The sequence below is a fragment of the Streptomyces sp. NPDC002742 genome (genome assembly GCF_042888885.1).
GTDB lineage: Bacteria > Actinomycetota > Actinomycetes > Streptomycetales > Streptomycetaceae > Streptomyces.
Window position 1 is genome coordinate 170,341 of the sequence record NZ_JBIAQF010000001.1, and the last position, 21,748, is coordinate 192,088.

15 protein-coding genes are annotated in these 21,748 nt (G+C 71.3%); 8 read left to right on the forward strand and 7 right to left on the reverse strand.

Annotation, left to right across the window (positions count from 1 at the left end):
- The first annotated feature begins 149 nt into the window (after nucleotides 1-149).
- Complete coding sequence (locus ACFYW8_RS00740; protein ID WP_389065198.1) at nucleotides 150-587, forward strand: ArsR/SmtB family transcription factor; 438 nt, start codon at nucleotides 150-152, stop codon at nucleotides 585-587.
- 3 nt (nucleotides 588-590) lie between these two features.
- The gene (locus ACFYW8_RS00745) at nucleotides 591-1,127 is read left to right on the forward strand and encodes an SRPBCC family protein (RefSeq protein WP_365872083.1); all 537 of its coding nucleotides are present in this window, start codon (nucleotides 591-593) and stop codon (nucleotides 1,125-1,127) included.
- A 34-nt stretch (nucleotides 1,128-1,161) separates the two neighbouring features.
- On the opposite strand, the gene ACFYW8_RS00750 is transcribed toward ACFYW8_RS00745, so the two are convergent.
- From ACFYW8_RS00750 to ACFYW8_RS00765, 4 genes are all read right to left on the reverse strand, one after another.
- Entirely contained in the window at nucleotides 1,162-3,990 is a 2,829-nt protein-coding gene (locus ACFYW8_RS00750; protein ID WP_389065203.1) for an NHLP bacteriocin export ABC transporter permease/ATPase subunit, read from the reverse strand.
- 1 nt (nucleotide 3,991) lies between these two features.
- Entirely contained in the window at nucleotides 3,992-6,214 is a 2,223-nt protein-coding gene (locus ACFYW8_RS00755; RefSeq protein WP_389065207.1) for an NHLP family bacteriocin export ABC transporter peptidase/permease/ATPase subunit, read from the reverse strand.
- Nucleotides 6,211-7,020: an HlyD family efflux transporter periplasmic adaptor subunit gene (locus tag ACFYW8_RS00760; protein WP_389065211.1), complete on the reverse strand. Its 810-nt coding sequence runs from the start codon at nucleotides 7,018-7,020 to the stop codon at nucleotides 6,211-6,213. Before ACFYW8_RS00760 ends, ACFYW8_RS00755 begins: the two co-directional genes overlap by 4 nt.
- A 91-nt stretch (nucleotides 7,021-7,111) precedes the next feature.
- Nucleotides 7,112-7,327: a type A2 lantipeptide gene (locus tag ACFYW8_RS00765; protein WP_389065216.1), complete on the reverse strand. Its 216-nt coding sequence runs from the start codon at nucleotides 7,325-7,327 to the stop codon at nucleotides 7,112-7,114.
- A 703-nt stretch (nucleotides 7,328-8,030) separates the two neighbouring features.
- Between ACFYW8_RS00765 and ACFYW8_RS00770 the strand changes: the two genes are divergently transcribed.
- Complete coding sequence (locus ACFYW8_RS00770) at nucleotides 8,031-9,413, forward strand: S1 family peptidase (protein WP_365872092.1); 1,383 nt, start codon at nucleotides 8,031-8,033, stop codon at nucleotides 9,411-9,413.
- Nucleotides 9,414-9,533: 120 nt separating this feature from the next.
- Here ACFYW8_RS00770 and ACFYW8_RS00775 read toward each other — a convergent pair whose 3' ends face one another.
- On the reverse strand, nucleotides 9,534-11,687 hold the full coding sequence (locus ACFYW8_RS00775) for a SpoIIE family protein phosphatase (protein ID WP_389065222.1): 2,154 nt from the start codon (nucleotides 11,685-11,687) through the stop codon (nucleotides 9,534-9,536).
- A 328-nt stretch (nucleotides 11,688-12,015) separates the two neighbouring features.
- Between ACFYW8_RS00775 and ACFYW8_RS00780 the strand changes: the two genes are divergently transcribed.
- Both ACFYW8_RS00780 and ACFYW8_RS00785 read left to right on the forward strand, forming a co-directional pair.
- Entirely contained in the window at nucleotides 12,016-14,412 is a 2,397-nt protein-coding gene (locus tag ACFYW8_RS00780; RefSeq protein ID WP_389065227.1) for a SpoIIE family protein phosphatase, read from the forward strand.
- Nucleotides 14,413-14,483: 71 nt separating this feature from the next.
- Complete coding sequence (locus ACFYW8_RS00785) at nucleotides 14,484-14,993, forward strand: metallophosphoesterase family protein (RefSeq protein WP_389065234.1); 510 nt, start codon at nucleotides 14,484-14,486, stop codon at nucleotides 14,991-14,993.
- A gap of 8 nt (nucleotides 14,994-15,001) precedes the next feature.
- Here the strand turns inward: ACFYW8_RS00785 and ACFYW8_RS00790 are convergent, their stop codons facing one another.
- Nucleotides 15,002-16,138, reverse strand: coding sequence for an XdhC family protein (locus ACFYW8_RS00790; protein WP_389065239.1), 1,137 nt, complete (start codon nucleotides 16,136-16,138; stop codon nucleotides 15,002-15,004).
- A gap of 198 nt (nucleotides 16,139-16,336) precedes the next feature.
- Here ACFYW8_RS00790 and ACFYW8_RS00795 point away from each other — a divergent pair, with 198 nt between their 5' ends.
- Nucleotides 16,337-18,205 carry an endoglycosylceramidase gene (locus ACFYW8_RS00795; RefSeq protein ID WP_389065244.1) on the forward strand — a complete coding sequence of 623 codons (1,869 nt, stop codon included), beginning with the start codon at nucleotides 16,337-16,339 and terminating at the stop codon, nucleotides 18,203-18,205.
- A gap of 7 nt (nucleotides 18,206-18,212) precedes the next feature.
- Here the strand turns inward: ACFYW8_RS00795 and ACFYW8_RS00800 are convergent, their stop codons facing one another.
- Nucleotides 18,213-19,472 (reverse strand): YncE family protein, encoded by a 1,260-nt coding sequence (locus tag ACFYW8_RS00800; protein ID WP_389065248.1) that lies wholly within the window; start codon nucleotides 19,470-19,472, stop codon nucleotides 18,213-18,215.
- Between the two features lie 257 nt (nucleotides 19,473-19,729).
- Here ACFYW8_RS00800 and ACFYW8_RS00805 point away from each other — a divergent pair, with 257 nt between their 5' ends.
- Together ACFYW8_RS00805 and ACFYW8_RS00810 are read left to right on the forward strand one after the other, a co-directional pair.
- Nucleotides 19,730-20,401, forward strand: a complete 672-nt coding sequence (locus tag ACFYW8_RS00805; RefSeq protein WP_389065253.1) for a TetR/AcrR family transcriptional regulator — start codon at nucleotides 19,730-19,732, stop codon at nucleotides 20,399-20,401.
- 273 nt (nucleotides 20,402-20,674) lie between these two features.
- Entirely contained in the window at nucleotides 20,675-21,700 is a 1,026-nt protein-coding gene (locus tag ACFYW8_RS00810; protein ID WP_389065260.1) for a polyprenyl synthetase family protein, read from the forward strand.
- The last annotated feature ends 48 nt before the right edge of the window (nucleotides 21,701-21,748 follow it).

The following is a 21,748-nucleotide window of genomic DNA, read 5'->3' on the forward strand; positions in this document are numbered from 1 at the left end:
TACGTAAACGAAACGGTTTCGTACACATCGACGCTCCGACCCTAATCCCCGTCGAGCGAAACGGCAAAGTTTCGCTCGATGGCCGGTGTGTGACGTCCGTCCCATGTATTCCTTGACGGTCATATAACTTCTGAGGCATATTAGGGTCCATGTCCGACGACGCCTCCCTCTGGGCCGCCCTCGCCGATCCCCACCGGCGGGCCATCGTGGCGCTGCTCCTGGAGCGCCCCAGGGCCGTCGGTGAGATCGTCGAGGCGTGCGGGCTCAGCCAGCCGGGCACCTCGAAGCATCTGCGGGTGCTGCGCGACGCCGGGCTCGTCCGGGTACGACAGGAAGCGCAACGCCGGGTCTACGCCCTCGACCCGGCCCCGATCGCCGCACTCGACGCCTGGCTCACCCCGTACCGCACGCTGTGGAACGCGAGCCTGGACGCCCTCGGCCGCCGCCTGGACGGGGATCCGGACCGAGTGGCGGGCGAGCCGTCGGACCACCCCGAAGAGCCGTTCCCGCACGATCGAAGGCAGCCGAACGGCGAAGCACCCCCACTGGACGCACCTTCATCGGAAGCACCCTCACCGAAGGACTGAGCCATGTCCGCCGAAGCCACCGCCCGCACCGGGACGTACCTCACCCTGGACGACGGCCGCCCCGCCGTCCGCTTCAGCCGCACCTACGACCACCCCGTCGACCGCGTCTGGCGGTTCGTGACCGACCCCGGCGAGCTGGCCGCGTGGTTCCCCTCGCGCGCCGAGATGGAGCTGCGGCCGGGCGGCACGATCACGTTCAGCGGCGATCCGAACATGCCGGAGTCGACGGGCCGCGTCCTCGCCGTCGACCCGCCCTGCCATCTCTCCTTCGAGTGGGGCGGCGACGAACTGCGCTTCGACCTCGAAGCCCTCGACGACGGGCGCACCCGCTTCACGCTCACCGACGTGCTCGCCGAACCGAACACGGCCGCCCGCAACGGCGCGGGCTGGGAGGTGTGCCTCACCGCTCTCGACGCGACGGCCCGCGGCGAACGGTCCGAGGGCCCGCACGCCGGCGGGATCGCCGTCTGGAAGGAGATCTACGAAGCCTACGTCGAGGCGGGTGTCCCCTCCGGCGCGCCGGTCCCGGGGACGGACTGACCGCTCACCCCGGTCGCGGGGACGGACCGGCCGCTCAGGCCAGCTGCCGTCGCACCAGCTCGTGCAGCCGCCCGCCCGTGTCCGCCAACAGCTCCGCGGGCGGACCCTGCTGGGCGACCCGGCCGTTCTCCATCACGATGACACGGTCCGCGTCCAGCACGGTCGACAGCCGGTGGGCGATCACCAGCCGGGTGGCGTTGAGCGCCTTGGTGCTCTCGATCACCGTGCGCTGCGTCGCGTTGTCGAGCGCGCTGGTCGCCTCGTCGAAGAAGAGGATGCGTGGCCGACGTATCAACGCCTGGGCGATCATCAGACGCTGGCGCTGGCCGCCCGAGACCGCGCCGCTGCCCGCGACGAGGGTGTGCAGGCCCATCGGCATCCGCCTGATGTCCTCGGCGAGGCCCGCCATCTCGGCCGCCTCCATCGCCTCCTCCGGCGTGTACGGCTCGGTGCCGCAGATGCAGTCGAGGACCGACCCGGTGAACGGCTGAGCGTGCTGGAGCACCACACCGCACTGACGGCGTACGGCGGACTGGTCGAGGGCTCCGAGGTCCTGGCCGTCGTAGAGCACGCTGCCCGACACCGGCCTGTCGAAGCCGATCAGCAGCCGCAGCAGGGTGGACTTGCCGCAGCCGCTCGGTCCGACGATCGCCACGAACTCGCCCGGACCGATCGTGAACGACACGTCGTCGAGGACGAGCGGACCGTCGTCGGCGTACCGGAACGACAGCCGCCGCGCCTCGATCCCGCCGGACAGCACACCGGGCCGGGTGCTCGCGCCTCGCACCTCGGGCGTCGCGTCGAGCACCGGCCTGATCTCCTCGAACATCGGCAGCGCCGCCGCCGCGGAGACGAACGCGCCGGTGATCTGGGTGACCGCGGTCAGCAGCATCGTCATCGACGTGTTGAAGGTGAGGAAGTCCGCGGCCGACAGCGAGCCGTGCGCCGGGCCGGCCAGCAGCATGAACATCAGCAGGGAGCACAGCGGCAGATACACCGCGCCCATCACCGTCGTCAGGTTCTTGACGCGGCCGACCCGCTGCTGGAGTTCACGGCTGCGGGCGAACTCGCCCGCCCAGGCCGCGTACGCGTAGTTCTCGGCCGCCGCGACCCGCAGCTTGGGCAGACCGCGAAGGGTCTGGAAGGCCTGGTTGTTGAGCTTGTTGCCCAGCACCACCAGACGGCGCTGCCCGCGCACCTGCCACAGTCCGAGACCGAGGAACACGGCCGCGATCACCACGAGCATGCCGATCGCGGCCAGCGCCATGGGCACGCTGTACCAGAGCAGCAGACCCAGGTTCATCGCGCCGACCGTGCCCGCCTGCGCGAGTGTCGGGCCCACCCCCGCGAGCAGCCGGCGGATCGCGCTGACGCCCATCGCGGCACTGGCGAGCTCACCGGTCGAGCGGGACGCGAAGAACGCCGTCGGCAGCCGCAACAGCCGGTCCCACACGGCTGGTTGGAGACTCGCCTCGATCCGGCCCTCCATCCGCAGCAGCGTGAGGTTCTGCATCAGCGTGAAGGCCGCCGACACGACACTGGTGACCATGAGCGCGAGACAGACCTGCACGATCAGGCCGTGCTCGGCCTTCGGCACGTACTCGCCGAGCACTCTGCCGGTCGCGATCGGCACCAGCGCCCCGATCGCCACGGTCACCAGAGAACTGATCGCGAGGTTCCGCAGATCGCCGCCGGTGCCCGTGAGACAGAACCGCAGCAGCCGCAGCGGACTCAGCCTCCGCTCGGGCAGCGGGCGGTAGAACATCACCGCCCGCGGCTCGAACTCCGCCGCGTTGGCCTTCTCGACCGGCGTCTCCCGCCCGGACGACGGCTGGACGGCCACGTATCCGCCGCGCCGCCACAGCAGCGCGACCGGCGCGCCGGAAACCGCCCGGTGGCCGACCAGCGGGCCGATGTCGTCGCGCCACCAGCGCCCGTCGAGCCGTACGGCACGGGTACGCACCCGCGAGGCCAGAGCTATCCGCTCGACGGGGTCCAGCCGGTCGCTCTCCGTGCCGCTGCGCGCCTGCTCGGCGAGGGTGATCCCGGCCGCCCGGGCGACCAGCTCGCAGGCCGCGTACGTGGCGTCCGTCCCGGCCGCGGTCGGGCGCTTCGCCGACGGCCTGCCGATCGAGGCGAGCAGCGTGCGGTCGGCCCGGGCGCGCACGGCCTCACCGGCCTCGATGCCCGCCGCCGTACGGTCCTCGTGACCGGCCTCCAGCTCCTCGATCCAGCGGTCGAGCGTGGACAGCAGCCGGTACTGCTGGTCGACCATCCCCTGCCAGACCCCGGAGTCCATCAGCAGATCGGCGGCCGCCTCGGCCCCGTACAGCGAGCCGTACCGCACACTCCCCGGCGGGACCCGCATCCAGAACACGTCTTCGTCGGTGGGCGCCGCCGCGAACTCGGTGGCCATCGGCGCCTGGAAGAGGATGGACAGACCGCGTCCGACGCCGAGCGCGAGGGCGTACTCCAGCGGGCTCTCCGTCGGTGGCACGTGCTGCGGGTTGCCGTAGGCGTCGTACGACCAGGTCGCGGTGTCGGCCTGCTGATACAGCTCCCGCAACCCGATCCGGCGTATCGCGCAGTCCCGCAACGGCCGCCCCACCAGTGTGTGCTGAGGACCCGTCACCGGGCCGAGCAGCAGAGTGCCCGCTTCGAGCCGGCCGAGGTGATGCCAGTGCCCCTGCTGCGCGGCGTCGACCGCGAACAGGTCCATGGCGCCCGCGACCACCAGCCACAGGACCTGCGGACCTTCCAGATCGAGGCGGCTCAGCCCCCCGCAGCCGACCGGCGTGCCCAGGCCGCCGAGCGCGCCGAGCACCATGTCGCCCTCGTGGACACCCTCGTGAACCGTGGTCATCTCAACGCTCCCTGACCAGAGCGGCGTACGGACCGCCGGCCACCACCAGTGCCTCGTGCCGCCCTCGTTCCACGATCGTGCCGTGGTCGAGTACGACGATCTCGTCGCTGTCCCGCACGGTGCTGAGCCGGTGGGCGATCACCACACAGGCGCAGCCGCGCCGGCGCAGGTTGTCCATGACGGTCTGCTCCGTCTCCGCGTCCAGGGCGCTGGTCACCTCGTCGAGCACCAGGATGCTGGGCCTGCGCACCAACGCCCGCGCGATCTCCAGGCGTTGCCGCTGCCCGCCGGAGAAGTTCCGCCCGTCCTGCTCGACCCGGCCGTGGATCCCGCCGGGGCGGCGTGTCACGACCTCGTACAGCGCCGCGTCCACAAGGGCGGCGGCCACCGCGTCGTCCGGGATCGAGGGATCCCACAGGGCCACGTTGTCGCGGACGGTGCCCTCGAAGAGGAACACGTCCTGGTCGACGAAGGACACGGAGGCCGCGAGCGCGCCGCGCGGGATGTCCTCCAGCAGCCGGCCGTCGATACGGATCGTGCCCTCCCACGGCGCGTACAGGCCCGAAATCAGCCGGGACACCGTCGACTTGCCGCTGCCCGACCCGCCGACCAGCGCGACCTGCTGACCCGGGCCGACCGTGAGCGAGAACCCGGTCAGCAGCGGCTTGTCGAGCGGGCTGTAGCCGAACGTGATGTTCTCCAGCTCCACATGACCACGCAGACGCCTGGTCGACTCGCCGGTGCCCGAGCGGGCGTAGAGCGGGTCGGCCCGGAAGTTCTCCACGTCCTTGAGGCGGGCCACGTCAGCGGCGAAGTCCTGGATACGGCCCGCGACGCCGTTGAGCCGCGTGATCGGCGCGGTGAACCGGGTGACCAGCGCCTGGAAGGCGACCAGCAGTCCCACCGAGACATGTCCCTCGACCGCCCGCAGGCCGCCGATCCACAGGATCAGCGCGCTGTTGAGCGCCGCGAGCGTCGGAGCGACCACCCCCAGCCACGCGCTCGGCACACCGAGGCGCTGCTGCTCCTCCAAGGTGGTGGCGTGCTGTCCGGCCCACTTGCGGAAGTAGCCGTCCTCCCCACCGGTGGCCTTCAACGTCTCGATCAACTGGAGCCCGGTGTAAGCGGTGTTGGTCAGCCGGGCGGTGTCGGCCCGGAGCTTGGCGGTGCGGGTCGCGCGCAGCCGGATCACCACCCGCATCGCCACCACGTTGAGCAGCGCGACACCTATGCCGACGGCCGTCAGCTGGGGGTCGTACGTGTAGAGCAGTACGGCGTACAGGACGACGACGACCGCGTCGACGCCCGCGGCGGCGACGTCTCGGGCCAGTGTCTCGGCGACCGCGTCGTTCGACTGGAGCCGCTGCACCAGGTCGGCCGGACTGCGCTGGGAGAAGAAGGTGACCGGCAGCCTCAGCAGATGGCGCAGGAACCGGGCGCTGGAGAGCGTGGAGGAGATGACGCGGCCGCGCAGCAGATTCGCCTGCTGCAACCAGGTCAGCAGTACCGTCAGCAGCACGGAGGCGCCCATCGACGCGAACAGCACCCCGAGCAGCGAGCTCTGACCACCGATCAGATACTGGTCGATGAACGTCCGGCTGAGCGCGGGCACCGCCGCGCCGACCGCCACCAGCAACAGACTCGCCAGCACCGCGGTGGGCATCGTGCCCGAAGTGCCGCGCAGCCGGGCCGGTATGGCGCCGAGCACCCCCGGCCTGCGGCCGCCCCTGCGGAACCCGGGGCCCGGTTCCATGACCAGGACGACTCCGGTGAAGCCGGTGTCGAAGTCCTCCATCGGCACGAAACGGCGGCCCTTGCCGGGGTCGTTGATGTGCACGCCCCGGCGTCCGAAGCGGCGCCCCGTGCCGTCGTACACGACGTAGTGGTTGAACTCCCAGAACAGGATCGCGGGCGCCCGCACCTCGGCGAGCGCGGCCGTGTCCATCTGCATGCCCTTGGCGGTCAGGCCGTAACTGCGCGCAGCCTTCAGCAGGTTGCTCGCGCGGGAACCGTCCCGTGAGACCCCGCACGCGATGCGCAGCTCTTCGAGCGGGATGTGCCGGCCGTAGTGGCCGAGCACCATGGCGAGGGAAGCCGCGCCGCACTCCACGGCCTCCATCTGCAGAACGGTGGGCGTGCGGACGCTCTTGACCCGGCTCCGGGGCACGCTGCGCCGGGGCGGGGCGGCGCGCCGTCTGCCGCGGGTGTCGGGTGCGGTGGTCACGGCAGGAGCCAATCGACGGGGCGTTGACCGGCCAGCCGGATCGAAGCCGTGGCGAGGGTCATGGAGGTGAGGGCGTACGGCGGCCCGTCGGCGGACGACCACTTCAGGCCGCTCCCGGTGGCGGAGGAACGGTCGAGCCGGACCAGGACGGCCACCGGTCTGCCCTTCGCGGTGAACTGCTCGCCCAGCTGGTCGTCGCCCAGATAGGCGGCGATCTGCTGCCGGGTCCGCACGCTCCGGCCCACCGTCCTCACATGGCCGCGCAGCACTCCGTACCGCTGGGTCGGCACCGACTGGACGGTGAGGTCGACGGCCGCGTCGGCGGGAATCGCGGCGGCGCTCCCGGCGGAGACGTACACCGTCGCGTACAGCGGGTCGTGGGCGTGGGCGACCTTCTCCACCGCGGCCACGTTCGCGCCGGTCGGGACGATCGCGCCGATGGCGGCGGCGAGCGTGGTGACACGGCCCGCGGCGACCGTTCGGACGACGGCCGTCTCCCCTCGCGCCGTACAGACCCTGAGCACGGGAGCGTTCGCGGCGAGTTGTTCGCCCTCCCTCGCGAGGACCGCGGTGACCTGCCCGGCGACGGGGCTCTGCAGGATGTAACTGCCCTCCGCGTGCGTCAGGACGGCGGGCGCGTCGACGGTGGAGGTGACGGTGCCGGTCACGGCCCACACGGACGCGGCGGCCATGGCGACGATCGTGACGGACAGGACGAGCCAGCCCTGCGGGCGGGCGAAGCGCACCGGAAGGTCGAGCTCTTCGGGCGACCGCAGCTTGGCGAGGGCCTGTTGGCGGAACTGCACGGGACTTCCCTCACCTGTTCGAGAGGTCTACGGCACCCGAGAGTCCCGGAACCGGTGGGGCGGCTCCGGGACTCGGCGGCGTGAAACGCGATCAGAGACCGGCGACCAGGCCGGTGACCGAGGCGGTGTTCAGGCCGGTCACACCCTCGACGGTGCCGACGGCCGTGCCCAGGACGCCGGAGACCGGGGCAACGCCGTCCACCAGGCCGGTGACGGTGCCGACGGCGTTCAGCGCGAGGCCGCCGGAGACGTTGTCGAGGTCGGCGTCCGAGATCTCGGCGGTCTCGACACGGGGGGTGGAGTTCATGGTGGAACTTCCCTTCATATGGATATTCACAAGGGGGAGAGCGGCCCCCTCCGGGGGACAGACGACGGCCGCCACCGCAGGGGTGCGGCTCCCGTTCCCGGGAGCTGTGCCGCGACCTCCGCGGTGCCACGGATCAAAGCACGGGCGCGGGGCGCGCTTCCAATCAACCAGGGCTCTCACCTGGGAACTTGTGCCCCACGGGCGGTGAACCGTGCAGGCGCCCACACGCCTCTGCGGCCACTTCTTCACATGCTGCGCGGCATCGGTTCACCCGAACCCTTGCCGCTCCCGCACCGAATGGGACAGTCCCGGCGCAATGGCACGCAGGGGGGCGCACGCCTGTGCAGATCCCCCGTACGCGGTGACCTCGTTGAGCACGGGCTGTGCAGATTCCCTGAACCCCGGATTCCGTTCTTGATCGCGGACGGAGCGTCGTCGTCCGGTCGCGCAGCGTGGTGACGGGTGGCCGTGTTCAGGCTTCCGTCGGCCGGGCGGGGAGTGGGCCGTCCGCTTCGAATTCCCGGCCCCGTGCGGCGGAAATGGTCCGGTTGTCGCCGCAATCCACGTCTTTGTGTAGGCCAACTCCCGCTATTTGCAATGGCAGTTGAACGCCCCGGGTGACGCACGCGTATCAACAGGCAACCAGGCGCCCCCCAGTCAGCTGCCGGACGCGGCATCGACCCCGTCCCCAGGAGGTCAAGAGTTGAGTCACAAACGGATACCCAAGCGCAAGGCCGCCATCGCGGTAGGCAGTGTCGCGGCGCTCGGAGCAGCGGCTCTGCTGCTGCCCCACGCCAACGCCTCGCAGTCGCACGGGGACGACGCCACTCCCAGAACGTTCAAGGCGACCGATGTCTCGAGCGTCGCCTCCATGCTCGCCACCCAACTGGGTGACGCCTTCGCGGGGTCCTACTACGACCCGGCGAAGAAGCAGCTGGTCGTCAATGTCGTCGGTAACAACAGCAACGTCGTCAATCAGATCGAGCAGGCGGGCGCCGTGGCGCACCAGGTGCAGAACAGCACCTCGGCGCTGCAGGCCGCCGCCAAGACGCTGAAGGCGGACGCGACGATCCCGGGCACGGCCTGGGCCGTCGACCCGAAGACCAACGAGATCCGGGTGACCGCCGACTCCACCGTCACGGGCACCAAGTGGAACACCGTGGAGTCGACCGTCAAGGACCTCGGTTCGGGCGTGGCGACCCTCAAGAAGTCCGCGGGAACCTTCAAGACGTTCGTCGACGGCGGTGACGCCATCTTCGGCGGCAATGTGCGCTGTTCGCTCGGCTTCAACGTCACCGCGGGCGACGGCACGCCGGCCTTCCTCACCGCGGGCCACTGCGGTGTCGCCGCCGCCAAGTGGTCGGACTCGCAGACCGGTGCGTCCATCGCGACCGTCGACCAGGCCACCTTCCCCGGCAACGGCGACTTCGCCCTCGTCAAGTACGACGACCCGGCCACGCAGACGAACAGCGCGGTCAACGTCGGCAACGGGCAGAGCGTCCAGATCAACGCGGCCGTCGACGCCACCGTCGGCACGCAGGTCTTCCGGATGGGCAGCACCACCGGTCTGCACAACGGCAACGTGACCGGTCTCGACGCCACCGTGAACTATCCGGAGGGCACGGTCACCGGACTCATCCAGACCGACGTGTGCGCCGAGGCGGGCGACAGCGGCGGCTCCCTGTTCACCCAGGACGGCGGCGCGGTCGGCCTGACCTCGGGCGGCAGCGGTGACTGCACCGCGGGCGGCGAGACCTTCTTCCAGCCGGTCACCACCGCGCTGGCGGCGGTCGGCGCGACGCTGGGCGCGGGGGACGCGGGTGCGGGTGCCGGTGCCGGTGCCGTGGACCCGAGCGCGAGCGCGGGCGGTGCCGCGGACCCGAGCGCCGGTGCGGCGGACCCGAGCGCCGGTGCGGGCGGTGCCGCGGACCCGAGCGCGGGCGCCAGTGACGCGGCGGGCGCCGGCGGCCAGGCCAACGGCGCGGCCGACCAGAACGGGGCGGCGGCCGACCAGAACGGCGCGGCGGGTTACCAGTCCGGAGCCGGAATGAACGACGGCTCGGGCATGGTGTCCGCCACTCCGTGAAGCCGGTGACTCCGGCGATCAAGAACCACTGACCGGCCAACGGAACAGGGAATTCCGGTCGACAGTGGACAGGTCCGGCCCTCCGGCGGGAGGGTCGGACCGCTCCTTCTCCGCGCCCGGTCAGCCGGGCGGCCGTACCCTCAGCAGAAGCAGCGCGACATCGTCCGGCCGCTCCCGGTCGTCCCCCTCGCCCTGCTGGAGCAGACTGTCGGCCAGTTCGTCCAGGGGCTGCTCCCCGGTCGCGGCGAGGCGTCGTGCGAGGTCGGCGAGGGCGTCCTCGATGTCGACACCGGGGGACTCGATCAGACCGTCGGTGTAGAGGGCGAGCACGGATCCCGGGACGAGCGGCACCTCCGTCGCCGGATAGACGGCGTGGACGTCGATCCCGAGCAGCGGCCCGCCGGCCAGGTCGAGCACCTTGACCCTGCCGTCCGGCCGGCGCAGCAGCGGCGGCGGATGCCCCGCGCGGGCCATCACGGCCACCCCGCGTGCCGGATCCAGACGCAGATACAGACAACTGGCGAACAGCTCGGTGCCCAGGTCGATGAGCAGCCGGTTGGTGCTCCCCATCACCTCCTCCGGCGCCTGGCCGACCGCCGTGTACGCGCGTACGGCGGTGCGGATCTGTCCCATCAGGCCCGCGGCCGTCACGTTGTGCCCCTGTACATCCCCGATCACCGCCGCCGCCCGCCCGTGCGAGTCCACCAGGTCGTAGAAGTCCCCGCCGATGTCCATTCCCTGAGTGGCCGGCAGATAGCGCGCGGCCGCCTCGATCGAGGCCAGCGGCGGGAGCGAGCTCGGCAGCAGCGCGGCCTGCAGGCCCTGCGCCAGCTGGAGTTTGGCGTCGTAGAGCAGGGCCCGTTCCAGCGCCTGGGCGATCAGCCCGCCCAGACTGGTCAGGACCGCCTGTTCGTCGGTCGCGAAATGGTGGGACTGCGCGTACCCGAGGACGCAGGTGCCCACCGGTCGCCCGGAGGCGATCAGGGGCAGATACGCCCACGCGCCCATGCCGTCGGGTGTCGCGTACTGCGACGGATACAGCCGTTCCAGCTGCTCGCGCGAGTCGAAGAACGCGGGCACACCGGTGTTCAGCGCCTGGGTGCCCGGGGTCTGCTCGCTCAGCGGCAGCCCGTCGAACTGCTCCACGGTGTGAGCGTCCGGATAACCGCGGTGCCCGAGCACGTGCAGGCGGCCGGCCCGGCTGCCGAGGACGGCCAGGGCCTGACTGCCGACGGCGGGCGAGATCTCGTCCGCGATCAGCTGCACCACGTCCTGCACGCCCGCCGCCTCCGTCAGCGCGCTCGCCAGGCTCAGCACATGGGAGATCGTCACCAGCCGCGGACTGCCGTCGCTGTGCCGCGGCCCCGCCCGCGTCATCTCGGACACCGGCCGGGCCCGCGAGATACGGACGCTCAGCCCGTTCGTACTGGGATACAGGCGAAACGACAGCCAGTCGCCCGGCGGGCGCAGCGCGACGAACGAGGTCACGTGCTGGCTGATCAGCGCCGCCCGGTAACGGTCCTCGTAGACCGGGTCGTTCAGCCAGGGCACGGCCGCCCACAGCTGGGTGCCCAGGAGCCGGCTGACGGGCACGCCGAGCAGCTCGGCCGTCGCCGCGTTGGCGAAACCGACCCGCCCGTGCAGATCCAGCGAGCACAGCCCGTACGGCAGTCGGGCCACCATCCGCGTGGCCTCCACCGTGCCGGACGTGCCGGACGGCGATGTCGCGCCCGGTGTCAGCAGATCGGGCTCGGCCTGCAGCGGGCGGTTCTCCGCGACGGCCCGCTCCAGTCGCAGGGCGAGCCGGTCACAGGCCGCGGTGAGGTGTGCCCGCTCCCAGTCGGAGAGTTCCGGCGGATGTGAGCCGGGCCAGGTCAGGAAGGCCGCGCCGTACACGGTGGTCTCCGTCGCCACGGGAAGCGCCGCGAGGGCGAAGGGATAGGGGAGCACCACGGAGATCCGGGGATATCTGCGGGCCATCTCGTGCTCGCCCCCCACCCAGATCAGCCGCCGCTCCCGTACTGCCTCGGCGACCGGGATCGGCGCGCTGAGCCCCACGCGTTCCCACGGCGCCGCGAAGGCCCGCGGCAGCCCGGCGGAGACCGCCATCTCCAGTACCGGCTCGTGGGAGGCCAGCAGGTACACGGCTCCCGAGTGGGCGTGCACGTCGTCCAGGATCGCGGCCAGCGTCAGCGACAGCAACGGCCGTCCCACCGCGGTCGGCCGGCCGGCCGGTGCCTGTGCGGCCTCCTGCCCGTCGGACACGCCGACCACCTCCTCGCGGGGCCGTCGAAGGCCTCCGCACCTCCAGGGATCAAGGCTCCTCCCTGGAGACCCATCGCGCACGGCGAGCGGAGCCGGTTCCCCCGACCCGGCGTCCGTGCCTTCGGCCGCCCCGAGGCACGGACCGGCACACCCGCCGTGAGATCACTGTGCGAAACGCATGAATCAAGACGGATTCGATTTCGTTCGATCGGCCGTCCCGCACGGGCTTCCCCGCAGGCCCGACGCGTCCGGAACGGTCACAGGGGCTGCGCCGGAGCCCCGGAAGCGCTGTAATTACGGCGTGGTCAGTGAGGGTGCTGCGGAACACGGAACGAGAATGTCGCGCGCCGAACTTGCCCTGAAGACGCTTACCGCGGACCTCGACCCGCGCGAACGGCTGCACCGCCTGCTCGAACAGGCACTCGTCTTCACCGGTGCGACCGTCGCCGCCGTGTACTCACCGAGCGTGAGCGGCGGCGAACTGCATCTGGCCGAGTCCGCGGGGGTGCCCAGGACGCTGTACGGGCTCCGCGACAGCTACCCCCTGTCCGACGGCTCCCCGGCCGCCGAGGCCCTGCGCTCGGGGCAGCCGCGCTGGCTCGGGCCGCGGGAGCTCGCCCGCTGCTCCGACGCCCGGCGGCTGTCCTCCCAGGACTTCTCCATGGCCGTGCTGCCCCTGCGGGACAGCGGCTGCATGGTCGCCGTCAGCGAGGGCCCCGAAGGCTTCGGCCCCGTGGACCGGGCCTGTCTGGGGATGCTCGCCGAGGCCGTGATCTGCCCGCCGGCCCCGCTGCCCGACGACGCGGCCGACCTGCCGCCCAGCTCGTTCAGCCTCGCGATGGACACCGGGCGCGTCGAGGTCGACAACGAGGTGCTCGACCTGTTCGGCCTGTCCTCCACCGCCTTCGACGGCAAGGTCGAGACCCTGCTGTCGATGACCGTCCCGGAGGACGTCCCCTCGCTGATGTCCGCGGTGGAGCCGGACCACATGACTCCCGGCGACCGCGAGCTGGAGTTCCGCATCCTCCAGCCGTCCGGCGGACACAAGTGGCTCCGGCTGCGCGCCCGCCTGCTGCCCTCCGGAGAGGGCCTCCCCGCACGGCTCGTGGGCACCGTCTCCGACGCCTCCAAACTGCGCTCAGGCCTGAACGACGTGGGCCGCGTCCAGCGGCTCGCCGCCGCGCTCGCCACCGCCGGCACCGTCCGCGACGTCGGCCAGGCCGTCGTGGCAGCCCTGCGCAAGCCCCTCCAGGCCGACCGGATCGCCGTCGCCGAGCTGGAGGGCGACCGGCTCGTCGTCACGCTCCTGGACCCGCCCCAGGCTGAGTTCTGGCCGGAGCTGTGGCGCAGCGAATGGCGCTCGGAGTGGCCCGACGCCCCGGTCCGCGCCATGCCCACGCTCGCGGCGGCCCTCAACGAGGGGCGGCCCGCCATCTGGCCCGCCGGCGCGGACCTGGAACCCGCGCTCGCCGAGGTCGGCCCCGGCGGCCTCGCCGTCCTGCCGCTGCCCGCGGGCGGGCGTATGGCCGGCGCCTGCCTGATCGGCTGGAACACCCCGCACGATTTCGGCCCGGACGAGCGCGCCCTGCTCACCGCCTCCGCCGGCCTCGCCGGGCAGGCCCTCGTGCGGGCCCACGCCTTCGACGCCGAGCACGAACTGATCGGCATGCTCCAGCGGACCCTGCTCCCGCGACGGCTGCCCCGGCTGCCCGGCGCGGTCGCCGTCGCCCGCTATCTGCCGACCACGTCGGGCCTGGACGTCGGCGGCGACTGGTACGACGTGATCCCGCTGCCCGACAATCATGTCGCCCTCGTCATCGGCGACGTCCAGGGACACAACGCCTCGGCCGCGACCCTCATGGGCCAGATGCGCACCGCTCTGCGCGCCTACGCCGTCGAGGGCCACCCCCCGGACGTGGTGGTCTCGCACGCCAACCGGCTGCTGCTCGATCTGGAGACCGACCTCTTCGCCACCTGCTGCTATGTCGACGTCGACATGGAGGAGGGGTCTGCCTGGTACGTGCGTGCCGGACACATCCCGCCCGTCCTCCGTCACCCGAACGGCGGTACCGAGGTCCCCGAATCCGAGCCCGGCCCGCCGCTCGGCGTCATCCGGCAGACAGATTTCCCCATGAGCCCGCTGCGGCTGCTGCCCGGCACCATCGTGGCGCTGACCACCGACGGTCTGGTCGAGTCCGTCGAGGTCGACATCGAGGACGGTCTGAAACGGCTCGCCGCGGGCCTGGCCGGGTCCGACCCCGCCCACCTCGGTCTCGTCGCCGACGAACTGCTCACGGGCGCCAACCGCAGCGACGACGTGGCCCTCCTGCTGATGCGCTACGACGGCATGGAGGTCCTCCCGCTCCGCGAGAGCTGGACCGTCTGGCGGGTCCCCGAGGCGGTCCGGCACGCCCGCCGGTACACCCGGCGCGCTCTGCGCGCCTGGGGCGTCGGCGCCTACACGGACGCCGCCCTGCTGATCGTCTCGGAACTCGTCACCAACGCCCTGGTGCACACGGACGGCCAGGTCAGGCTCGACCTCACCCTCATCAACCACCGACTGCGCATCTCGGTCGCCGACAACTCGCCCCGCACGCCGATCAAGCCCACCAGCATCGGCTGGGAGGCCACCGGAGGCCGCGGCATCCTCCTTGTCGAGGCCATGTCGGCGACGTGGGGCACGGTGCCGGTGAGCGGCGGGAAACAGGTCTGGAGCGAGATCGCGCTGGACTGACGGGACCGTGCCGGAGCCGCACGGGACCGCGTCGGCCCCCGTTCCGACGGGCGAAGTGACACCCTGAGGCCGTGCGTCTCCTGCTGCTGTCCGACACCCACCTCCCGAAGCGGGCCGGGGAACTCCCCGCCCCGCTGCTCGCCGGACTCCCGCTCGCCGACGTGGTGATCCACGCGGGGGACTGGGTGGACACCGCCACCCTCGACCTGCTGGAGGCCCGTTCGCGACGCGTCATCGGGGTGTACGGCAACAACGACGGCCCCGAGCTGCGGGACCGCCTCCCTGAGATCGCCCGCGCCGAACTGGGCGGCCTGCGCTTCGGTGTCGTCCACGAGACCGGCTCGGCGCGGCGCCGCGAACCGCACTGCGCGGAACGCTTCCCCGATCTCGACGTCCTGGTCTTCGGCCACAGCCACATTCCCTGGGACAGCACCGCGCCGACCGGACTGCGCCTGCTCAACCCCGGCTCGCCGACCGACCGCCGCAGCCAGCCTCACTGCACGTACATGACGGCGACAGTGACCGACGACGGGCGGCTCACGGACGTGATCCTGCACCGACTGCCTCCGCGCACCGGCTGATCCACGGGCTAGCGCGGGTGGATCGCCCCGCCCCGTGCCGTCAGGGGCAGCCCGCTGCCGCCCCAGCGCAGTGCGACGATCTCCGCGGCGACGGACACGGCCACCTCCTCCGGTGTACGTGCCCCGAGGTCGAGGCCGACGGGGGAGCGCAGCCGGGACAGCTCTCGGGCCGACACGCCGGACGCGAGCAGCCGTTCGACGCGGTCGTCGTGGGTACGGCGGCTGCCCATCGCCCCGATGTACGCGGCCGGGCGGCGCAGCGCCTCCTCCAGCAACGGCACGTCGAACTTGGGGTCGTGGGTCAGGACGCAGATCACCGTGCGCGCGTCGGTCGTCGTGCCGCTCAGATAGCGGTGCGGCCAGTCCACGACGACCTCCACGCCCGCGGGGAACCGTCTCGGTGTGGCGAAGAGCGGGCGGGCGTCACAGACCGTGACCCGATAGCCGAGGAAGTCGCCGATGCGGGCCACGGCGGCCGCGTAGTCGATCGCACCGAAGACCAGCATGCGAGGCGGCGGCGCGAAGGAGTGCAGGAAGACGGTGACGGCGTCCTCGCGCCGTTCGCCGTGCGGGCCGTAGTGCCGTCGTCCGGTGGCGCCCTGGGCCAGCTCGCCGCGCGCGTCGGCGGTGACGGCGACGTCCAGGCCCGTCGAGCCCAGCGAACCGGACACTCCGCCGGGCGGCCCCGGCTCCTCGTCCCGCTCCGGATCCTCCTGCGGCCACACGGCGAGCGTGGCTCCGCGCGGCGCGGGTCCGTCGATCACCGTCGCCACCGTCACCGGTCGGCCGGCGGACACCGACTCGGCCACGGCGGCGAAGGCCGGATCGTCGGCGGGTGACACCCGCCGGACCAGCAGTGTGATCTCCCCGCCGCAGGTGAGTCCCACGGCGAAGGCGTCCGCGTCGCTGTACCCGAACGTCTCCAGGCGCGCCTCGCCCGAGGTGATCACCTCCTGGGCCAGTTCGAAGACCGCGCCCTCCACACAGCCCCCGGAGACGCTGCCCACGACCTCGTCGCCCGGACCCACCGCCATGGCCGCCCCCGGGTCGCGGGGCGCGCTGCGGCCCACCGCCACCACCGTCGCCAGTCCGAAGGGCGATCCGGCCGCGTACCACTCGTACAGGGCGGGGAGGATGTCACGCACCGTCCGCTCCTCTCGCCGCGGACCGGGCTGTCCCAGGGCTCAGGTCGCCGTCAAGGATCAGGGTCCGGCCACCTCCAAGGATCCGCCCCCGCGCGAGGAGGCGGCTGGGACGCCGCGCGCGGAAGCGCGTGAAACGAGAAACTTACTCATGAGTCAGAGGTGTTGACGCCTCCCGGTACCGGCGGGACTGTTGTGAACATGTCGAAGTTACGTGCGCGTCTGCTCGGCGTCCTCGTACTCCTCACCGGTTTCCTCACGGCGGCGGGCGCCGGGCCCGCCGCCGCGGACGGTCTCCCCGACTCCCTCTGGTTCGACCAGCCCGCCGCCGCCACCCTCACGGTCACGAACGGCCGCTTCACCGACGGCCTCGGCCGCGAGGTCGTCCTGCGCGGCTACAACGTCTCCGGCGAGACCAAGCTGGAGGAGAAGAGCGGACTGCCCTTCGCCTCGGTCGCCGACGCGGCGAAGTCCGCGACGGCGCTGCGCGCCCTCGGCGGCGGCAACTCCGTGCGTTTCCTGCTCTCCTGGGCGCACGCCGAACCCGCCCGCGGCCAGGTCGACAGTGCCTATCTCGCCGCGGCCACCGACCAGATGCGCGCCTTCCTCGACGCGGGAATCCGTGTCTTCCCCGACTTCCACCAGGACCTCTACTCCCGCCATCTCTTCAACACGGGCAGCTGGTACTCCGGCGATGGTGCCCCCAAGTGGGCTGTGACCGCGGGCGGTTACCCGCAGGAGTCCTGCGGGATCTGTCTTTTCTGGGGCCAGAACATCACCCAGAACAGCGCCGTCCAAGCGGCGCAGTACGACTTCTGGCACAACTCCTACGGGCTCCAGGACGCCTTCCTCACGACGGCCCAGGCCGCCATGACGTACGTCCGACAGCACCTCACCACAGCCGAGTTCGCGGGCGTCGCCGGCTTCGACCCGTTCAACGAGCCCTACGCGGGGACCTACGACTCGGGCCAGACCAGCCGCACCTGGGAACGCGACCTGCTCTGGCCCTTCTACGGGAAGTTCCGGGCCCGCATGGACGCGGCGGGCTGGCAGGACAAGCCCGCCCTCGTGGAACCGAACCTCTTCTGGAACTCCAACATCAGCTCCCAGAAACAGGAGGGCGGACTGCTGGACGCGGGCATACTCGGCCCTCGCTATGTGTTCAACACCCACTTCTACGACCAGAAGGCCATCTCCGGCATCCTCATGTGGGGCAAGGCGGGCGACGGCCAGTACGCCACCGACTTCGCCGCGGTCCGGGACCGGGCCTCGGCCGCCGGGACGACCACGCTCGTCAGCGAGTTCGGCCACCCGCTCTCCGGAACGGTCTCGGACAAGGCCCCGACCGTCGACAAGGCCATGTACCAGGCCCTCGACTCCCGCCTCCCCGGCTCCGGTTGGTGGACCGGAACGGCCTCGTCGGGACCGGTCCTGTCGGGTACCCAATGGCAGTGGGACATCTACAGCGGCCGTCACCACGAGCTGATGAACGACAACCCCGACAAGGTCCTGACCTCGGGCGACGCCTGGAACGACGAGGACCTCTCCGCCGTACGCCTCGACGACTCGGGCACCGCCGTCCTGCGCCAGGACGCCCGACTCCTGGACCGCCTCTACCCCGGCGCCACCGCGGGCTCCACCCTCGCCTTCACCTACGAGGACCGCTCCCGCGACGGTTCCACCACGCTGACCTGGAACCCCGTGCCCTCCACCCTGCCGCAGGTCTCCCAGTTGGTCGGATCGGGGCAGTACGGCCTGCTCGTCTGGCGCTCCGACGGCGGGACCGCCCCGACGGAGCTCCACCTGCCGGCCTCCTTCCCGGCCTCGGCCACGACCGTGGTGTCCGACCTCGGAGCGATCGTCTCCCCGCCCGCCTACACCACTGCCACGCCCGTCGCCGTGGCTCCCGAGCCGGGCGGTACCGGAAGCCGCCGCCTCCTGCTCACCGCGTCCGGCTCGGGAACCGTGCACTACGCCCTGGTCACGAACGGGGCGAGCGCCCCGTCCTCCGCTCTGCTGAACGGTGCCCGGACCGAACTGGCCGCCTGGGCCGCGGCGCGGTTCGGCTGAGCACCGGTCAACTGCCGTACGGACCGCTCCAGTTCGCCTCCACATGGCCGAGGCGAACCCGCTGGGGGTGGTCGCCGACCGGCACCGACACCGTCTTCTGCCCGGTGGCGAAGTCGATGGCGGTGACCTGGTCGGCGCCGCTCTCGGAGACGACACAGTCCTTGCCGTCACCGCTCACGGTCGCCCAGTACGGCTTGGAGGCGGGGACCAGCGGGCCTTCCTGGAGGGTGGTGCGGTCGACGACGGTCGCGTAGTCGTCCATCGTCCCCGCCGCGCACAGTTTGGTGCCCGACGGGTTCATCGAAATGCCGTGGTGGCGCGAGTCGTTGACCCACGTCGTGCGGTCGCTGCTGGTGGCGGGGTTCTTCGGGAGGGTCTTGACCCGGGTGATCCGGTCGGTGGCGACGTCGTACTCCAGGAAGCCGTTGAAGAACGACACCTGGAAGTACAGTTTCGACTCGTCCGGCGAGAAGACGGCCGGGCGGACGGCGTCGGAGAAGTCCGTGAGACCGATCGCGTCGAGGCGCTGACGCATGTCGATCACCTTGACCTGCTTGTAGGTGGTCGCGTCGACGACGGTGATCTTCCGGTCGCCCTTCGTCCAGTCCAGCCAGGGGTCGTCGAGAGCGGTGGTGACGTCTCCGATGGCCATGTTCCAGATGTACTTGCCGTCGTGGGTGAAGATGTTCTCGTGCGGCTTGTCGCCGGTGGCGAAGGAGCCGAGCTGCGCGCCGGTCGTGATGTCGAGTACGTGCACGGTGTTCGCGGTCGAGGCCGAAACCGCGACCCGCGTGCCGTCGGGGGACACGGCCATGTGGTCCGAGCGGTAACCCGCCACGGGGAAACGCCAGTTGATCCGTCCGGTGGCGAGGTCGATCGAGACGACATCGGCGAAGCTCGGTCGCGAGACCACCACCGACCTGCCGTCGGGCGTGGAGTACATGTCGTCGACGAACTGGTCGTGCCCCTCGCCGACGCCGCTACGAATCCCCATGAAATACGCCCACTTGATCGGATCGGCGTTGATCGCCGCGAGCCGCGCGTCCTTGTCCGGGATGACGTTGATCCGGCCGACCTTCGCGAAGTCACCGGTGGACCGGATGACGTCCGCGGTGCCTTCCCAGTTGTTGCCGACGAACATCACCTCACGCAGATCGGTGGCGGAGACCCGCGCGGTGGCGGCGGACGCGGCGTCCGCCGTGGCGCCGAGGGTGAGCGTGAGGGCCGCGGCGAGAGAACAGAGGTGTCTGGCTCTGAGGACGGGCATGGAGGATCCCTGTCGTAGTGGGGGAGTGCGGGTGACGGGCACGGTGAACCGGAAGCGCGCTGTGAATGGCACACGCTGTGAATACCGACGGTGATGTAAATGTCGAGAGCATGACAAGGAGAAATCTGAACATGCCCGCTTTCAAAGTGTGCTTACTGGAAAGTAAGGACTGGGGGAGCCTCTCCACAAGGGGCGGTACACGACAAAATCGCCGAAGGGGCGAACGCTGGTTCGTGTCGGCGCCGAGGGGGGAACGCGTGGCGGGCAGGTTCAGACAGCCCACCGGCCGATACGGCGGCAGGACGGCCGAGGAGCGGCAGGCGGAGCGCCGTCGGCGCTTTCTCGACGCCGGGCTCCAGTTGTTCGGCGACGGGCCCGGGTACCGGTCCACGACCGTGGCGGCCCTCAGTGAGGCTGCCGGGCTGTCCACGCGCCAGTTCTACGAGGCGTTCCGGGGCCTCGAAGACGTACTGGCCGCCCTCCATCTCCAGGTCAACGACTGGGCCGAGGAGGCCGCCCTGGCCGCGCTCGCCGAGGCCCGCGACCTGCCCCTGCCCGAGCGCGCCACCGCCCTCTTCCGCGCCTACGCGGCGAACGTGACGAGCGATCCGCGCCGCATCCGCATCACCTTCGTGGAGATCATCGGCGTGAGCGCGCGGCTGGAGGACCAGCGGCTCGCCCGCCGGGCCCGGTGGGTGGACTTCATCTGCGGCGAGGCGGCGACCGCCGTCGCCCGCGGCGAGGCGGCGCCGCGCGACTACCGCCTGGCCGCGACCGCCTTCATCGGCAGTGTGAACGGCCTGCTGCACGACTGGAACGCCGGATGGGTGGACGCGACCCTGGACGAGGTGGTGGAGGAACTGGTCCGCCAGCTGCTCGGGATTCTGCGCCCGGCCGGCTGGGGCGCGGAGGGGGCCGCCGGTACATGAGCGGGGGTGGTGACGAGTCCGCAGGCGGCGGGCGCGCCCTCATGCCGGTCCGCACCGGGCCCGTGCCCGAGTCCGGCGAACGGCGCCACGTCGACGCGTGAACGCGCGGTCGAGATCGCTACTCGCGCGACGGTCGGGCGGGGTTCGAGACCCGGGGTCCGCCGCTTCGGCGGAGCGAAGGGGGCGGGGCCCGCAAGAAACAGGCCGTGGCGCAAAGTTGCTCTAGCTCGCCGTCATGGCGAATGATCGAATCGGTGCTCGAACAATTCGGTGGTGGGGGTGGACTGCGTGCGGGCGAAGTCGTACATGGATCTGCATCGGGAGATGTCCGCGGACATCGAGGCGGAGCGGAAATCGGCACTGGACCTGCTGGGGCCATCGGCCGCCTCGGTCCGGGCGGCGGTCGCCGAACTCCTGGCACACCGGACGTTCGCCTACCCGCTGTCCGTACTCCCGGTGATCGTCCACGCCGTGGAGACGGGCGAGCCCGGACCGGCTGTTCCGCTGGCCGTCGTCCATGAACTGTGGTGGACCTCGGCGTGCTACCTGGACGACCTCGCCGACGGCCAGGCCGTCTTCGCCGCCGGTGGTCTCGGCGAGAGCGAGGCGCTGCTCGCCACGGTCATCAGCGGAATACCGCTCCCCCTGCTCGTCGTTCAGTCGCCCCGGATCCCCGAAAGGGCGCGCGTACCGCTGTCGGCCGAGATCGTGAGGTGCTGGATCACCGCGACCGAGGGGCAGTTGAGGGACCTTCGCGCGGATGTGGGCGCTGCCACGGTCGACGCCGTGGTCACCGCGTATCTCGGCAAGTCCGGCGCGCCGTTCAGCATGGTCACCGCCATGGCCGCGCAACTGGCGGGCCGTACGGTCGAAAGGGTGGAACTCTGGCGGGAGTTCGGCAACGTCTTCGGCATCCTGTGGCAGCTGTTCAACGATCAGCAGGACATCCTGACCGGCCGCGACGAAGACCTGGCGAACGGCACGGTGACGTATCTGCTGGCGTGCGCCCTGGAGGAGGCCACCCCCGACTCGGTGGGCCACGTCCTGGAACTGCACTCCGCCGCACGCCGCTCGCCGGAGGCGCGTGCGGCACTCACCGGCGTTCTCCTCGCACCGGAAGTGCTGCGCCGGTACGAGAAGGACATCAGCGGCTTTCGCGACAGGGCTCACGGCCTGTTGCGTGAACTCGGCGGAGACTCGGCCTACTTGTCCGTTCTGCATGACCTGGTGGACCAGGCCTCCCCGATGCTCCTTCAGGCGGCGGAGCCGTACGTCCGAGCGGTGCCGGCCCAGCACTGAGGGCGGGTCGGCTGTCCTCGCGGTGGGCCTTCGCCTGCTCAGGGACCC

Excerpts from the sequence above, each read along its gene's own strand:
- ACFYW8_RS00740 (WP_389065198.1), top strand. The coding sequence starts at position 150 with ATGTCCGACGACGCCTCCCTCTGGGCCGCCCTCGCCGATCCCCACCGG.
- ACFYW8_RS00745 (WP_365872083.1), top strand. The coding sequence starts at position 591 with ATGTCCGCCGAAGCCACCGCCCGCACCGGGACGTACCTCACCCTGGAC.
- ACFYW8_RS00750 (WP_389065203.1), bottom strand. The coding sequence starts at position 3,990 with ATGACCACGGTTCACGAGGGTGTCCACGAGGGCGACATGGTGCTCGGC.
- ACFYW8_RS00765 (WP_389065216.1), bottom strand. The coding sequence starts at position 7,327 with ATGAACTCCACCCCCCGTGTCGAGACCGCCGAGATCTCGGACGCCGAC.
- ACFYW8_RS00780 (WP_389065227.1), top strand. The coding sequence starts at position 12,016 with ATGTCGCGCGCCGAACTTGCCCTGAAGACGCTTACCGCGGACCTCGAC.
- ACFYW8_RS00795 (WP_389065244.1), top strand. The coding sequence starts at position 16,337 with ATGTCGAAGTTACGTGCGCGTCTGCTCGGCGTCCTCGTACTCCTCACC.
- ACFYW8_RS00800 (WP_389065248.1), bottom strand. The coding sequence starts at position 19,472 with ATGCCCGTCCTCAGAGCCAGACACCTCTGTTCTCTCGCCGCGGCCCTC.